The organism is Streptomyces sp. NPDC055189 (assembly GCF_053606765.1).
This window is the reverse complement of record NZ_JBSGSG010000013.1, coordinates 15,341-31,226: the sequence shown is the minus strand read 5'-3', so window position 1 is coordinate 31,226 and position 15,886 is coordinate 15,341. Positions and strand designations below refer to the sequence as shown.

Below are 15,886 nucleotides of genomic sequence, written 5' to 3'. Positions count from 1 at the left end.
GACGAGTACTGTGGGACTCGCTTCCGGTCCTCCCGGCGGGAGGCGCGCAGCATCGGCACTCAACCGAGCAACCTGAACAGTGTGCCACACGTGGGATGCCGAAGGCCAATCGGGCCGACCTGTCAAGCTGCCACGGCCGCCATTCACGTACGCAAAGAGCCCCGCACACCCAGAAGGCGTGCGGGGCTCCTCGCTGCGCTCAGTTCAGAGCGACCGGGTCTCCCCGATCTTCAAGCAAGCGGAGCTTACTTGTTGATCTTGGTGACCTGGCCGGCGCCGACGGTCCGGCCACCCTCACGGATGGCGAACTTCAGGCCCTCTTCCATCGCGACGGGCTGGATGAGCTCAACGGTCATCTCAGTGTTGTCGCCCGGCATGACCATCTCGGTGCCCTCGGGGAGGGTCACGACGCCGGTCACGTCCGTGGTGCGGAAGTAGAACTGCGGGCGGTAGTTGTTGAAGAAGGGGGTGTGACGGCCACCCTCGTCCTTCGACAGGATGTAGGCCTGGGCCTCGAACTCGGTGTGCGGCGTGACCGAACCGGGCTTGATGATGACCTGGCCGCGCTCGACGTCCTCGCGCTTGATGCCACGGAGGAGCAGACCGACGTTCTCACCGGCCTGGCCCTCGTCGAGCAGCTTGCGGAACATCTCGATGCCGGTGACCGTGGTGGTGGTCTTCTCGGTCTTGATGCCGATGATGTCGACGGTCTCGTTGACCTTGAGGATGCCGCGCTCGATACGACCGGTGACGACGGTGCCACGACCGGTGATCGTGAAGACGTCCTCGATCGGCATCAGGAACGGCTTGTCGACGTCACGCTCGGGCTCCGGGATGGACTCGTCGACAGCCTTCATCAGGTTGAGGACGGACTCACCCCACTCCTTGTCGCCCTCGAGCGCCTTGAGCGCCGAGACCTTGACGACCGGCAGGTCGTCGCCCGGGAACTCGTACTCGGAGAGGAGCTCACGGACCTCGAGCTCGACGAGCTCCAGGATCTCCTCGTCGTCCACCATGTCGGCCTTGTTCAGGGCGACGACGATGTACGGAACGCCGACCTGGCGGGCCAGGAGCACGTGCTCCTTGGTCTGCGGCATCGGGCCGTCGGTGGCGGCAACCACGAGGATCGCGCCGTCCATCTGCGCGGCACCCGTGATCATGTTCTTGATGTAGTCCGCGTGACCCGGGCAGTCGACGTGCGCGTAGTGACGCGTCTCCGTCTGGTACTCGACGTGCGCGATCGAGATCGTGATACCGCGCTGGCGCTCCTCGGGAGCCTTGTCGATCTGGTCGAAGGCCGAGGCCTCGTTCAGCTCGGGGTACGCGTCGTGCAGCACCTTGGTAATGGCGGCCGTGAGGGTCGTCTTACCGTGGTCAATGTGACCGATGGTGCCGATGTTGACGTGCGGCTTAGTCCGCTCGAACTTTGCCTTCGCCACTGAATCCTCCTGCGGAGTGGTTCTGTACGCCTTGCTTCATCGGCGCCAGGTGATCTTTGCTGGGATACCCGGGGCCCGGGGCACCCGACCCGAAGAGGGTCGGAATGCCCCGGAGACTCCGGAGTCAAGCCTAAAGCGTCAACTCGGGTGAGTTACTCGCCCTTGGCCTTCGCGATGATCTCCTCGGCGACGTTCCGCGGAACCTCGGCGTAGGAGTCGAACTGCATTGAGTAGCTTGCGCGACCCGACGTCTTGCTGCGGAGGTCTCCGACGTAGCCGAACATCTCCGAGAGGGGCACGAGGCCCTTCACGACGCGAGCGCCGCTGCGCTCCTCCATGGCCTGGATCTGGCCACGACGGGAGTTGATGTCACCGATGACATCGCCCATGTAGTCCTCGGGCGTGGTGACCTCGACGGCCATCATCGGCTCGAGCAGCACGGGCTTCGCCTGGCGCGCGGCCTCCTTGAAGGCCTGCGAACCGGCGATCTTGAACGCCAGCTCGGAGGAGTCGACCTCGTGGTAGGCGCCGTCGAGAAGCGTGATGCGAACACCAGTCATCTCGTAGCCCGCCAGGATGCCGAACTGCATGGCCTCCTGCGCACCGGCGTCCACCGACGGGATGTACTCCCGCGGGATACGGCCACCGGTGACCTTGTTCACGAACTCGTACGACGCCTCGCCGCCCTCGATGGGCTCGATCGCGATCTGCACCTTGGCGAACTGACCGGTACCACCGGTCTGCTTCTTGTGGGTGTAGTCCACGCGCTCGACGGCCCGACGGATCGTCTCGCGGTACGCGACCTGGGGCTTGCCGACGTTCGCCTCGACGCGGAATTCGCGCTTCATGCGGTCGACGAGCACCTCGAGGTGAAGCTCGCCCATACCACCGATGATGGTCTGGCCGGTCTCCTCGTCCGAGTGGACCTGGAAGGAGGGGTCCTCCTCCGAGAGACGCTGGATGGCTACACCCAGCTTCTCCTGGTCACCCTTGGACTTGGGCTCGATGGCGACCTGAATGACCGGCGCCGGGAAGTCCATGGACTCCAGGATGACCGGCTTCTTGTCGTCACACAGCGTCTCACCGGTGGTGGTCTGCTTCAGGCCCATGACGGCGACGATGTCACCGGCGCCCACCGACGCGATCTCCTCACGCTTGTTCGCGTGCATGCGGTAGATCTTGCCGATGCGCTCCTTCTTGCCCTTGACGGAGTTCAGCACCGCGGTGCCGGCCTCCAGGCGACCGGAGTAGATCCGGACGAAGGTGAGCTTGCCGAGGTGCGGGTCGCTCGCGATCTTGAACGCGAGAGCCGAAAGGGGCTCCTCGTCCGAAGGCTTGCGCTTGACGACGGTCTCGGGGTCCTTGACGTCGTGGCCCTCGATGGCCTCGACGTCCAGGGGCGAAGGCAGGTAACGCACGACCGCGTCGAGCAGGGGCTGGACGCCCTTGTTCTTGAACGCGGTGCCGCAGAACACGGGGGTGACGGTGGTGTCGCCGCCCTTGCCCGAGGCGATGGTGATGCGACGGATCGCCTCGTACAGCTGGTCCTCGGTGGGCTCCTGGCCCTCGAGGTACAGCTCCATCATCTGCTCGTCGTTCTCGGCGACGGCCTCGAGGAGCTTCCCGCGCCACTCATCAGCGGCCTCGGTGTGCGTCGAGGGGATGTCGACGATGTCGTACGCCTCGCCCATCTTGGTCTCTGCGGACCAGACGAAGGCCTTCATCGTCACGAGGTCGACGACACCCTTGAAGTCAGCCTCTGCACCGATGGGCAGCTGCATGACGATCGGGGTCGCACCGAGGCGGTCGACGATCATGTCGACGCAGCGGTGGAACTCGGCACCCGTACGGTCGAGCTTGTTGACGAAGCAGATGCGGGGGACGCCGTAGCGGTCAGCCTGACGCCACACAGTCTCGGACTGGGGCTCAACACCGGCGACGCCGTCGAACACCGTCACGGCACCGTCGAGCACGCGGAGCGAACGCTCCACCTCGACGGTGAAGTCGACGTGGCCCGGGGTGTCGATGATGTTGATGGTGTGGTCGACGTCGTTCATCGGCCAGTGACAGGTGGTGGCAGCAGAGGTGATCGTGATGCCACGCTCCTGCTCCTGCTCCATCCAGTCCATGGTGGCGGCGCCATCGTGGACTTCACCGATCTTGTACGACACACCGGTGTAGAACAGGATCCGCTCGGTGGTCGTCGTCTTGCCCGCGTCGATGTGAGCCATGATGCCGATGTTGCGCACCTTGGCCAGGTCAAGTGAAGTGGTAGCCATATCGGCTCAGTCTTCTCTCGGTCTCGATGGGGGTAGCGACTACCAGCGGTAGTGCGCGAAGGCCTTGTTGGACTCGGCCATCTTGTGGGTGTCCTCGCGCTTCTTCACAGCGGCACCAAGGCCGTTGGAGGCGTCGAGGAGCTCGTTGAGCAGACGCTCGGTCATGGTCTTCTCGCGACGGGCGCGGGAGTAACCGACCAGCCAGCGCAGGGCGAGCGTGTTCGCACGGCCCGGCTTGACCTCGATCGGGACCTGGTAGGTCGCGCCACCGACACGGCGGGACTTGACCTCGAGGGTCGGCTTGATGTTTTCCAGCGCGCGCTTGAGCGTGATGACCGGGTCGTTGCCGGTCTTCTCGCGCAGGCCCTCCATGGCGCCGTACACGATGCGCTCGGCGGTGGAGCGCTTGCCGTTCAGCAGCACCTTGTTGATGAGGGAGGTCACCAGAGGAGAACCGTAGACCGGGTCGATGATGACCGGGCGCTTCGGGGCGGGGCCCTTACGAGGCATTCTTACTTCTCCTTCTTGGCGCCGTAGCGGCTGCGGGCCTGCTTGCGGTTCTTGACGCCCTGGGTGTCAAGGGAGCCGCGGATGATCTTGTAGCGAACACCCGGCAGGTCCTTCACACGGCCACCACGCACGAGCACGATGGAGTGCTCCTGCAGGTTGTGTCCCTCACCCGGAATGTAGGCCGTGACCTCGATCCCGGAGGTCAGACGCACACGCGCGACCTTACGGAGTGCCGAGTTCGGCTTCTTCGGGGTGGTCGTGAACACACGCGTGCAGACGCCGCGGCGCTGGGGCGATCCCTCGAGCGCGGGCGTCTTGTTCTTCTCGACCTTGTCCTGCCGGCCCTTCCGGACCAGCTGCTGGATCGTAGGCACTACTTCTCCGGTTTCTGTGTGCCGAATAGTAAAGCTAACCTGGAACGTCGCCGACCCACGCGGTCGGGTGTGTCGAATGCTGCAGACTCCCGCCGCAAGGCGGAAAGGGGCGCAGATTACGGTGGCCGTTCTCGGACTCGCGATGCGGCTGAAGACACGCGCACGAGCCCAGGCACACCCCAGGCACAAGGTCTGAGCGTACCTACCTCATCGGGTTCGGTCAAAACAAATGCGGTGGGGGGCGACACGCCGGGCTTTTCGGCGCGGATCGCACCCCTCTCCGGCACCGATCCTGTCCGTTCCGTGTTCACGCGGCACTCAGCTTAAGTAGCTTGATCGATCCGCTGGACAATCGGGGGACTCATGACGGCCACGCACTTACCCGGGGACGGCGGCCTGGACGACCGCGTCCCGTTCCTCGCCCGCCTGGAGAGCGAGGAACGCTCGGCACTGCTCACTCTCGGCCACGAGCTGCACTACGCGGCACGCATTCAGCTCCTGCACCAGAACGAGCCGTCGTCGCACATTCTGCTCATCCTGACCGGCTGGACGAAGGTGACCGCGTCCGCGGCCAACGGCTACGAGGCGCTGCTCGCCCTGCGCGGTCCCGGCGACATCATCGGGGAATCCGCGGCGCTGACGGGGCGGCCGCGCTCGGCGACGGTCACCGCACTCGAACCGGTGCGGGCCGTGGCCGTCGAGCACGAGCGGTTCACGGAATTCCTCGGCCGCTCCCCCGCCGCCTCGTTCGCCCTGCTCGGCCTCACCTCCGACCGGACCAGGGCCGCCGACCGGCGCCGCCTGGAGTTCGCGTCCATGAGCGTGCGCGAGCGGTTCGCCGTACTGCTCCTGGATCTGGCCCGCACGCACGGGCGGCGCACGGACGAAGGCATCGAGCTCGCCGTGCCGCTCAGCAAGCAGGAACTCGCCGGATCCGTCGGGGCCTCCAGGGAAATGGTGCAGCGGCTGCTCAAAGAGCTGCGGGACCGCGAGGCCGTGGCCACCGGGAGGCGCGCTCTCGTGATCATGCGGCCCGACGTCCTGCGGCGCATCGCGCGTGCCGAACGCCCCGGGCCGGGGTGACCCACTGCGACCACTCCCCTCCCGAGAGCGACTCTGTGCACACGGTCACACTCCGAGTGCGTCATCCGCCCTCACTGCCGGGGCCCGTTCGTCTGCACGCTTCTGGTCGGCGTAACTCCCCGCTCGAAGGGCGAACATGACCGACTCCGTGAGCCGCACCATCCTGCTGCTCGACATCGAGAAGTACAGCGACCGTGACGACATCGAACAGGCCTATTTGCGCCGCATGTTGTACGACATCACCGACCGTGCGCTGGAGAGCGCCGGCATCGACGAGACCCTCCGGCGGCGCGCCGACCGCGGTGACTCCGTGATGGAGCTGATCGACGCCAACGCCTCGGTGCACTCCCTGCTGCGCGCCCTGCTCGGCGAAGTACCGGCGCAGCTGCGGGGAGTGAACCGGATGGCGTCGACTTCCGCGCAGATCCGGCTGCGCGCGGTGGTGGCCACCGGATACGTCGCGGTCGACGAGCTCGACGGATGGGTCGGCTCCGACCTCAACCACGCCTGTCGTCTGCTGGACGGCGAGGTGCTGCGCGCTGCCCTGCGGGAGCGCAGGGACGACTTCGCGCTCTGCGTCTCGGAGGGCGTGTACGAGGGAATCGTGCGGCACGACCGGCCCGGGGTGCCGGCCGATGACTTCCGCGCCGTGACCGTGGCCAGCAAGAACGGTCCGCTGCGGGCGTGGCTGCACGGTCCGCGGCCCGCGGTCTCAGGGGGCTCCGGCGGGCAGCGCCGTACCGATGACCACAGTGAGAGGGGGGCCGGGGGAAACCCGGCGCCGGATGCGGGCTCGGGGGAGCGTCCGGCGCCGGGGCCCGGCTCGGCTCCGCAGGCGGCGCAGGGCACGGCTGCGCAGGCGGCTCCCTCCAGGGGCGGTGCCGCCTTCCACTTCAACGGCGGCGCGCCGAGCTTCGGCGGCAGCCTGATCGGCGGCGACCTGCACGGCATGTCGGGCGGGACCGTACACGGCGACGTCCACATCGGCGGCTCCGGCGGCACCCCGGAGCCCGACCAGGACGAGGCCTCGTGAACCCGTCCCCGCACGCGGAGCCCCCGCAGGCCCGTCCCGCACCCCCCGCGCCGGGGGCGGCACAGGACGGAGTCCAGCACCCCGCCGGCCGGCCGGAGGCGCCGGGCTCCCACCCGGTCGACTCCCACGAGCCGGAGGAACAGGCGCAGGAGGCCCGCGCGGCGCAGCGCGAACTGTTCGCCCATGCCCCGGAGTTCATTCTCGGCTCGGCCTCCTCTTTCGGGGGCTCCCTGGTCGGTGGCGCTCAGCACGGGGTGTCCGGCGGGCACGTCGGCCGCGATGTCGTCATGGGCGCGAAGACCGAGATCCACCATCACGGTGCCGCGGCCGCACCCGCCTACGCCTCCGGCGAGATTCCGCGCGAACGGCTTGAGGCTCTCGCCGGGGTGTTCGTCGAGAGTCCCGCCTTCGCGCTCGCCCTGCGACGCCTGTGCGAGGAGCACGTACTGGTACTGCGTGGCGCCCATGCCACCGGACGCAGCGCCGCGGCCCTCATGCTCCTGCACCACCTCGGCGTCCCGGCGGTGCGTGCCCTGCAGCCCGAGACCAGCCCCGCCGCGCTTGCCGGCCAGCTCGCCCACGGCAGCGGCCACGTGCTGTGCGACATGCCGCTCAGCCGGAACAAGCCGCTGCGTGAAACCCATCTCTACGCGGCGCGCGACCAGCTCAGGAAGACCGGCGGCCACCTGGTGATCACCGTCGAGAACTCCCCGCATCTGCTGGGCGTGACCCCGGTCGACTGGCGGGCCCCGGACGCCGCCGACGTACTCCGCGCGCACCTGTCCGCCCGTCCGACCGCACCGGCCGACACCGATCAGCTGCTCGCGCTCGAACCCGTGCGGGAGTTCCTCGACCACCCGCACCGCAGGCCGGCCGAAGCAGTCGACCTCGCCGCCGGTCTCGCCGCGTACGACGGGACGGAGCAGGCGCTCGACCGGCTCCGGGGCTTCAGCCTCGCCTCCGTCGAGAAGCAGTGCCGCGCCTGGCTGGGTGACCCCGCGCTCGGCTTGCGCGACAAGGCCTTCCTCATCTCGCTCGCGCTCTTCGACCAGGCGCCCTACGTGCTGGCCGCCGAGTTCGCCGACACGCTCTTCGTCCACTTCCAACGACTCCAGGACCCGGAGCGACCGCCGGAGGTACCGGTGTTCGGTCCGGCTCCGGCCGACCGGCTCGACCTGGCGCGGGCCGTCGGCGAGCTGCGCAGCGAGGCAACGGACTGGGGCCCTGTCCCCCAGTACGTGGCGTACTTCAGCGAGGCCCGTATGCCGGGCGTGCTGCTCACCGAGGTGTGGACCGGTCACCCCTCGGCCCGTCCCGCCCTGGTCGCCTGGCTCAAGCAGCTGGCCCGCGACGGCCGTCCCCTGGTGCGCACGCGCGCCGCCGCCGCGACCGCGCTGCTCGCCGCCGCCGACCTGCCGTCGACCGTGGCGCTCCTGGTCGACGGTTGGTCGGTCTCCCGCTCCTTCGGCCCCAGGGTGACCGCGGCCAACACGCTCACCCTGGCGCAGCTGTCGGGTGCTCCGGCCATCCCCCAGCTGCTCTCGCAGTGGTGCACCGACCGGCACTGGGCCCGGCGCTGGACGGCGATCCGCGCCTTCGCGCTGCTCGCCCCGCTCCGCCCCGACCTGGCCGGTCCTGCGCTGGACGCGCTGTCCGCCAGGGCGCGCGCGAACGACAGCAGCGAGGCCGAGCGCCACAACCTGATCGAGTCGACGGCACTGCTCCTGTCCGCGGGGAATCGCGGGGAGATGCTCGCCGAGCTGGTGCGGCTGCTCCATCTGGACACCTCCGCCGTCAGGGCGCTCGCACTGTCCGCCTTCGTGCGCGCCTGCGACAACCGGGAGGAGGGGAGCCTCGTCGAGTGGTACGCGGAGTCCGGGGTGCACAGCCCGGAGTGGGCCCGCGATCTGGCGAACCTGTGGCACACCGCGCTGGGCGAGCGCGCCCACACCCGCAGCGCCCTGGATGCGCTGCGGACCTGGGTGTACGTCGCCGGACGGCTCCCCGAAGCCGAGCGGGCCCTCGGCCTGCTGCTGCCGGCCCTGGTGAAGACCGTGGCCGACCGGGACCGCCTCACCCACCTGCTGCGCACCCTGCCTGCCGAGGACGGCGGCCCCCGGCCCGCGATCGCCGAACGGCTGCTGACCGCCGTGCACCCGGCGGGCGCCACGGCCACCGTTCTCTGACCGAACCACCGAGGAGTTGACCCCATGGCGGAGTTCCGCCGTCAGCCGGAATGGCAGCAAGAGGCCGACCGGCACAGCCAGTTGATCGACCCGGTGCTCACCGTCCGGCCGATCTCACGGTTCGACTACACCACCCGCAGGCACATCACCGCGATCGATCACGCCCTGGTGTTCGCCACCGCGGCCGGCGTCTACGACGTCTACATCCCCCCGCACCGACCGACCCGGACGGACGCCGCGACCAGACGGTACGTCTCCGTGTACGAGGTCGACATGGGCAGCCACCCGGTCCAGCTGGAACTGCAGCTGCCCAGCGACGACGACGCGTTCTCCTTCGAGGTGACCGCCGATCTGACCTGGCGGGTGGCCGATCCGATCGCGTTCGTACGCAGTGGTGAGCGGAACCTGCCCACCCGGCTCACTCGTGAGCTGCACCAGTGCGCCCGGCCCGTCAGCCGCCGGTTCTCCATCGAGGACAGCGCGACGGCCGAGGACGCGGTGCAGAGCGCCGTGGAGTCCGGAGTATTCGCCGCGGGGATCGGGATCGCCGTCACGTGCATGCTGCGGCTGCGCCTGGACGACGAGGCGATCGCGCACCGGCGACGGCAGCGCAGCCTGCGTTACGAGCACGAGATGCTCACCCCCGAGCACCAGTACCAACTGCAGCAGGCCCGGCAGGAGCACGAGCTGGAGATCCTGCGCCAGGAGCAGGCACAGGAGCTGACCGCGCGGAAGATCGAGTTCTACCGCTACCACCTCCAGCACGGCGGGGTCGGGGCGTGGGCGCTGCACCTGGCCCAGCACCCCGAGGACACCCAGCTCGTCATGAGCAGCATCCGCAGGGATCAGCTCTCCCTCATCCAGAGCCAGTTGGAGCTGATCAGCGGCGACGGCCTGGAGGACTACCAGAAGGCCGAGTCGGCGAAGCACGCCCTGAAGGCGGTCAACGACCTCCTCCAGCAGCAGGGTCTCGACCTCTCGGCACCCACGCCGGAAGCGGACGTCGAGCAGCGGGCCGCGCTGCCCCCGCAAGATGCGCCGCAACAGCCGTACGACGCCCCGGAGACGGGCACGACCGGCCCCGCCCCGGCCGCCGATCAGGGCGGGACACCGCACGACACGACGCCGGTATGAGCACGCCGGGCACCGCCGACCCGACGCCGCCGGCACCGCCTCAATCCTCCGGCGCGCAGGCCGCCGAGCGGCTTCTCACCGACCTGCGGTCCGAGATCGCCCGGGCGGACGGCAAAGCGTCGGTACTGGTGGCCGCCCTGGGCATGACGGCCGGCGTGTTCAGCGGACTGCTCGCCGGACGGGAGTGGCGGCCGGGCGAGCTCTCCGCTGCCGGGGCGGCGCTCTGGTGGGCCGGTGTGCTGGCTCTCGTGTTCGCCCTGTTCGCCCTGCTCCTCGCCGTACTGCCTCGCTTCCACGGCACCACGTGGACCACCGGACGCCCCCTGTCCTACTTCGGTGACATCCGGCAGGCCGTACGAGAGGGCGAGCTGGCCCGGGCACTCGTCGAGACCGAGCGCGATCCCGTGGCGGGTCTCCTGTCGGCACTCACCGAGACGAGCCTCATCGCCACGCGCAAGCACCAGTGGATCCGTGCGGGCCTGATCGCCTTCTGCACCGGCACCGTGCTGCTGCCCGCCGCCCTCCTCATCAGCTGACGACCACACACAGAACGAAGGAGCCCGCCCATGGCCCCGCCCCACCCCACGGACCCCGGCCGCCCGGAGCCGCCACCCGGCTACCCGGAGCCCGCCTACCCAGAACCCAGCTACCCGGAGCCCGCCCCCGCCCCCTTCTGCCCGGCGTCCGCGTACCCCGAGCCGGCGTATCCGGACCCCGCTCAACCCGATCCGGCCCCCACGTACCCGGACCCAGCGCCCACGTACCCGGACCCGTACCCGAACCCCGCAGCGGCCCACCCCATCGCCGAGCCCCCACCGCTCCCCCCGGAGCCACGCCCTTCCGCGGCACGCCCTCCCGAGCCGCACCGGGCAGCCGACGATCTCGACTACCGGCACCAAGGCGCGCGGCTGCACGTGGCCGCCCACCAGCGGGGTGCCGACGCCACCGCCGTGGGAAGCCTCCTTGCCCAGGTACCCGGATTCCTCGTGAGCTCCTTCGTCGTCAGCGGCCTCTCCGTCGGCCTGCTCGGCGCTCTCGGCTGGCTCGTCGTCCTGGCCTGGCTCGCGTCCGGGGCCCTGGTCTTCCACCGGCCGACCGAGCTGGCCTTCGCCCGGCACGCACTCGGTCTGCGACAGCCGCTCGCCGAGGAGCGGACGCGGCTCGAACCGGTCTGGCAGGAGGTCACCGCCCGCGCGGGCATCGAACCGCAGTCGTACGAGTTGATGGTGGAGAGCAGCGGCGAGCTCAACGCCCTCGCGGCCGCCGGTCATGTCGTCAGCGTCACGACGTACTCCCTGAACCAGCTGCCCAGCAGCAGGCTCGCTGCCGTACTGGCCCACGAGCTGGGGCATCACACCGGCGGGCACGCCTGGGCGGGACTGCTCGGCCAGTGGTACTCGATGCCGGGGCGCGTGGTCTGGGCCGTGGCCCGACGCATCGCCCGGATCACGTTCTTCGTGGCGAGGCGCATCTCGCCGGTGGCGACCGGCCTCGTCTTCCTGGTCCTGGGGGGCTTCCTGCTGTCCGTGGCGGCGACCCTGTGGTTCATCCTCGTGCCGCTGATCGTCACCCCGTATCTGCTGGCCCACTTCGGCCGCCGGGGCGAACTCCGGGCCGATCAGCAGGCCGCGGCCCTGGGCTTCGCCCCCATGCTCGCGGACATCCTGCGTCAGACGCAGTTGCAGGAGGACACCGACCGCGCGCGGGCCGTCGCCGCCGGGTACGGCTTCAAGCAGCCGGGCAGGACGGCCCGGCTGCTCTCCAGCCACCCCGAAACCCACACGCGGCTGCTCGCCTTGGAGCCCTACCTGCGCACACACCTCTGAACGAGCCGTGCGCTGAAACGCCGAAGGGCGCCCACCCCGCAAATACGGAGTGAGCGCCCTTCAGTTCAACTCAAGCAACTACCGACCAACGCCTACTGGTTGTAAGGCCCGTAGTCGTAGTCCTCCAGCGGAACAGCCTGGCCGGAGCCCGTGCCGAAGGGCGAGTAGTCGATGTCGTCGTAACCGACGGCCGAGTACATCGCAGCCTTGGCTTCCTCGGTCGGCTCCACCCGGATGTTGCGGTAGCGGGAGAGACCCGTACCGGCCGGGATGAGCTTACCGATGATGACGTTCTCCTTGAGGCCGATCAGGGAGTCGGACTTGGCGTTGATCGCCGCGTCCGTCAGGACCCTGGTCGTCTCCTGGAAGGAGGCCGCGGACAGCCACGACTCCGTCGCCAGCGAGGCCTTGGTGATACCCATCAGCTGCGGACGGCCGGAGGCCGGGTGGCCGCCTTCCGTGACCACACGACGGTTCTCGGTCTCGAACTTCGAGCGTTCGACGAGCTCGCCCGGCAGCAGCTCCGCGTCGCCGGACTCGATGATCGTCACGCGGCGCAGCATCTGCCGGATGATGATCTCGATGTGCTTGTCGTGGATCGACACGCCCTGGCTGTTGTAGACCTTCTGGACTTCGCCGACCAGGTGGACCTGGACCGCGCGCTGACCGAGGATCCGCAGCACGTCGTGCGGGTTGGTGGCACCGAAGGTGAGCTTCTGGCCCACCTCGACGTGGTCACCCTCACGCACGAGGACCTTGGCACGCTTCGAGATCGGGAAGGGAGTCTCGTCGCTGCCGTCGTCCGGCGTGACGACGATCTTCTTGGTCTTCTCGGTCTCCTCGATACGGATGCGGCCTGCCGCCTCCGAGATCGGGGCGACACCCTTGGGCGTACGAGCCTCGAAGAGCTCGACGACACGGGGCAGACCCTGGGTGATGTCGTCACCGGCCACACCACCGGTGTGGAACGTACGCATCGTCAGCTGCGTGCCGGGCTCACCGATGGACTGGGCGGCGATGATGCCGACCGCCTCACCGATGTCGACCAGCTTGCCGGTGGCGAGCGAACGGCCGTAGCAGAAGGCACAGGTACCGACCGCGGACTCACAGGTCAGGACCGAACGGGTCTTGACCTCCTCGACGCCGTTGGCGACCAGGGCGTCGATCAGGACGTCACCGAGGTCGACGTTGGCCGGCGCGATGACCTTGCCGTCGATGACGACGTCCTCGGCCAGCATGCGGGCGTACACCGAGGTCTCGACGTTCTCCGTCTTGCGGAGCACACCGTCCTCGCCCTTGACCGCGATCTTGAGCTTCAGACCGCGCTCGGTGCCACAGTCCTCCTCGCGAATGATGACGTCCTGGGAGACGTCGACCAGACGACGGGTGAGGTAACCGGAGTCAGCGGTACGGAGAGCCGTGTCCGCAAGACCCTTACGAGCACCGTGAGTCGAGATGAAGTACTCAAGCACCGACAGGCCCTCACGGAAGGAGGCCTTAATCGGGCGCGGGATCGTCTCGTTCTTGGCGTTCGACACCAGACCACGCATACCGGCGATCTGACGCATCTGCATCATGTTTCCTCGGGCACCCGAGTCAACCATCATGAAGATGGGGTTCGTCTTGGGGAAGTTCGCGTTCATCGCCTCGGCAACCTCGTTGGTCGCCTTGGTCCAGATCGCGATGAGCTCCTGCGTGCGCTCGTCCTTGGTGATCAGACCGCGCTCGTACTGCTTCTGGACCTTCTCGTCCTGGGCCTCGTAGCCCGCGACGATCTCCTTCTTGGCCTCGGGGACCACGACGTCGGAGATGGCCACGGTGACGCCGGAACGGGTCGCCCAGAAGAAGCCCGCCGCCTTCAGGTTGTCGAGCGTCGCCGCCACGATGACCTTGGGGTAGCGCTCGGCCAGGTCGTTGACGATCTCGGAGAGCTGCTTCTTGCCCACCGAGTAGTCGACGAACGGGTAGTCCTCGGGCAGCAGCTCGTTGAAGAGCGCGCGGCCCAGGGTCGTACGCAGCCGGAAGCTGTCGCCCTGCTGGTACTCGGGCTCGCCCTCTTCGACGGCCGGCGGGGTCCAGCCGCGCGGCGGGATGGTGCCCACCGGGAAGCGGATGTCGACCTTCGCCTGGAGCGAGAGCTCCTTGGCGTCGAACGCCATGGTCGCCTCGGCGGAGGAACCGAACGAACGGCCCTCACCGATGACCTTGCGCTCTTCCTCGTCCGTCGTGAGGAAGAAGAGACCGAGAACCATGTCCTGGGTCGGCATGGTGACGGGACGGCCGTCTGCCGGCTTCAGGATGTTGTTCGAGGACAGCATCAGGATGCGGGCCTCGGCCTGCGCCTCCGCGGAGAGCGGCAGGTGCACGGCCATCTGGTCACCGTCGAAGTCCGCGTTGAACGCGGTGCAGACGAGCGGGTGGATCTGAATGGCCTTGCCCTCGACCAGCTGCGGCTCGAAGGCCTGGATGCCGAGGCGGTGCAGCGTCGGCGCACGGTTCAGGAGAACCGGGTGCTCGGCGATGACCTCTTCCAGGACGTCGTACACGACCGTGCGGCCGCGCTCGACCATGCGCTTCGCGCTCTTGATGTTCTGCGCGTGGTTGAGGTCAACCAGACGCTTCATCACGAACGGCTTGAAGAGCTCCAGTGCCATGGCCTTCGGCAGACCACACTGGTGCAGCTTCAGCTGCGGGCCGACGACGATCACGGAACGCGCGGAGTAGTCCACACGCTTACCGAGAAGGTTCTGACGGAAACGACCCTGCTTGCCCTTGAGCATGTCGCTCAGGGACTTCAGCGGGCGGTTACCGGGACCGGTGACCGGGCGACCACGACGACCGTTGTCGAAGAGGGCGTCCACGGCCTCCTGGAGCATGCGCTTCTCGTTGTTCACGATGATCTCGGGAGCACCGAGGTCGAGAAGCCGCTTCAGGCGGTTGTTGCGGTTGATGACGCGGCGGTACAGGTCGTTCAGGTCGGAGGTCGCGAAGCGGCCACCGTCCAGCTGCACCATCGGACGCAGGTCCGGCGGGATGACCGGCACGCAGTCGAGCACCATGCCCTTGGGGCTGTTGCTGGTCTGCAGGAACGCGGAGACGACCTTGAGGCGCTTGAGCGCACGGGTCTTCTTCTGGCCCTTGCCGGTACGGATGATCTCGCGGAGGCGCTCGGCTTCCTCATCCAGGTCGAACGACTCAAGGCGCTTCTGCAGTGCAGCGGCACCCATCGAACCGTCGAAGTACGTGCCGAAGCGGTCACGCAGCTCGCGGTAGAGCAGCTCGTCACCCTCCAGGTCCTGGACCTTGAGGTTCTTGAAGCGGTTCCAGACCTCGTCGAGACGGTCGATCTCGCGCTGCGCACGGTCACGCAGCTGCTTCATCTCCCGCTCGGCACCTTCGCGCACCTTGCGGCGCACGTCGGCCTTGGCGCCCTCGGCCTCAAGCTCGGCCAGGTCGGTCTCGAGCTTCTTGGCGCGGGCCTCCAGGTCGGAGTCGCGACGGTTCTCGACCTGCTGACGCTCCACGGAGACGTGCGCCTCCAGGGAGGGCAGGTCACGCGTACGGCGCTCCTCGTCCACGAACGTGATCATGTACGCCGCGAAGTAGATGACCTTTTCGAGGTCCTTCGGGGCGAGATCAAGCAGGTAGCCGAGGCGCGACGGGACGCCCTTGAAGTACCAGATGTGCGTGACAGGGGCGGCCAGCTCAATGTGGCCCATCCGCTCACGACGCACCTTGGCGCGAGTGACCTCGACGCCGCAGCGCTCGCAGATGATGCCCTTGAAGCGGACACGCTTGTACTTACCGCAGTAGCACTCCCAGTCCCGGGTCGGACCGAAGATCTTCTCGCAGAAGAGTCCGTCCTTTTCGGGCTTGAGCGTGCGGTAGTTGATGGTCTCCGGCTTCTTGACCTCGCCGTGGGACCACTGTCGGATGTCGTCCGCGGTGGCAAGGCCGATCCGCAGCTCGTCGAAGAAGTTGACGTCGAGCACTTTGTCGTCAATCCCTCTTTCGGGGTCGAG

11 protein-coding genes are annotated in these 15,886 nt (G+C 68.2%); 6 read left to right on the top strand and 5 right to left on the bottom strand.

All coding sequences use genetic code 11. The annotated features are described in order from the left end of the window. Nucleotides 1–245 precede the first annotated feature (245 nt). From tuf to rpsL, 4 genes are all read right to left on the bottom strand, one after another. Nucleotides 246–1,439, bottom strand: a complete 1,194-nt coding sequence (tuf, locus tag ACWFR3_RS12445; protein ID WP_160506655.1) for an elongation factor Tu — start codon at nucleotides 1,437–1,439, stop codon at nucleotides 246–248. Between the two features lie 152 nt (nucleotides 1,440–1,591). After that, nucleotides 1,592–3,718 carry an elongation factor G gene (fusA, locus tag ACWFR3_RS12440; protein WP_453734535.1) on the bottom strand — a complete coding sequence of 709 codons (2,127 nt, stop codon included), beginning with the start codon at nucleotides 3,716–3,718 and terminating at the stop codon, nucleotides 1,592–1,594. Nucleotides 3,719–3,757: 39 nt separating this feature from the next. After that, a complete protein-coding gene (rpsG, locus tag ACWFR3_RS12435; protein ID WP_003974303.1) occupies nucleotides 3,758–4,228 on the bottom strand; it encodes a 30S ribosomal protein S7 in 471 nt (156 codons plus the stop codon). A 2-nt stretch (nucleotides 4,229–4,230) separates the two neighbouring features. Next, entirely contained in the window at nucleotides 4,231–4,602 is a 372-nt protein-coding gene (gene rpsL / locus ACWFR3_RS12430; RefSeq protein WP_003948652.1) for a 30S ribosomal protein S12, read from the bottom strand. Between the two features lie 363 nt (nucleotides 4,603–4,965). On the opposite strand from rpsL, the gene ACWFR3_RS12425 reads away from it, so the two are divergent. The 6 genes from ACWFR3_RS12425 to ACWFR3_RS12400 all read left to right on the top strand — a co-directional run bounded on the left by ACWFR3_RS12425 (nucleotide 4,966) and on the right by ACWFR3_RS12400 (nucleotide 11,864). After that, nucleotides 4,966–5,685, top strand: a complete 720-nt coding sequence (locus ACWFR3_RS12425) for a Crp/Fnr family transcriptional regulator (RefSeq protein WP_453734534.1) — start codon at nucleotides 4,966–4,968, stop codon at nucleotides 5,683–5,685. Between the two features lie 136 nt (nucleotides 5,686–5,821). Next, complete coding sequence (locus ACWFR3_RS12420; RefSeq protein WP_453734533.1) at nucleotides 5,822–6,718, top strand: hypothetical protein; 897 nt, start codon at nucleotides 5,822–5,824, stop codon at nucleotides 6,716–6,718. Then, nucleotides 6,715–8,904, top strand: a complete 2,190-nt coding sequence (locus ACWFR3_RS12415) for a hypothetical protein (RefSeq protein ID WP_453734532.1) — start codon at nucleotides 6,715–6,717, stop codon at nucleotides 8,902–8,904. The genes ACWFR3_RS12420 and ACWFR3_RS12415 overlap by 4 nt, the downstream gene beginning before the upstream one ends. A gap of 24 nt (nucleotides 8,905–8,928) precedes the next feature. After that, nucleotides 8,929–10,038 carry a PE-PGRS family protein gene (locus ACWFR3_RS12410; RefSeq protein ID WP_453734531.1) on the top strand — a complete coding sequence of 370 codons (1,110 nt, stop codon included), beginning with the start codon at nucleotides 8,929–8,931 and terminating at the stop codon, nucleotides 10,036–10,038. After that, nucleotides 10,035–10,574, top strand: coding sequence for a Pycsar system effector family protein (locus ACWFR3_RS12405; protein ID WP_453734530.1), 540 nt, complete (start codon nucleotides 10,035–10,037; stop codon nucleotides 10,572–10,574). Before ACWFR3_RS12410 ends, ACWFR3_RS12405 begins: the two co-directional genes overlap by 4 nt. Before the next feature lie 30 nt (nucleotides 10,575–10,604). Then, nucleotides 10,605–11,864 carry a M48 family metalloprotease gene (locus ACWFR3_RS12400; RefSeq protein ID WP_453734529.1) on the top strand — a complete coding sequence of 420 codons (1,260 nt, stop codon included), beginning with the start codon at nucleotides 10,605–10,607 and terminating at the stop codon, nucleotides 11,862–11,864. A gap of 92 nt (nucleotides 11,865–11,956) precedes the next feature. Here the strand turns inward: ACWFR3_RS12400 and ACWFR3_RS12395 are convergent, their stop codons facing one another. Beyond that, on the bottom strand, nucleotides 11,957–15,856 hold the full coding sequence (locus ACWFR3_RS12395) for a DNA-directed RNA polymerase subunit beta' (RefSeq protein WP_453734528.1): 3,900 nt from the start codon (nucleotides 15,854–15,856) through the stop codon (nucleotides 11,957–11,959). Nucleotides 15,857–15,886 lie beyond the last annotated feature (30 nt).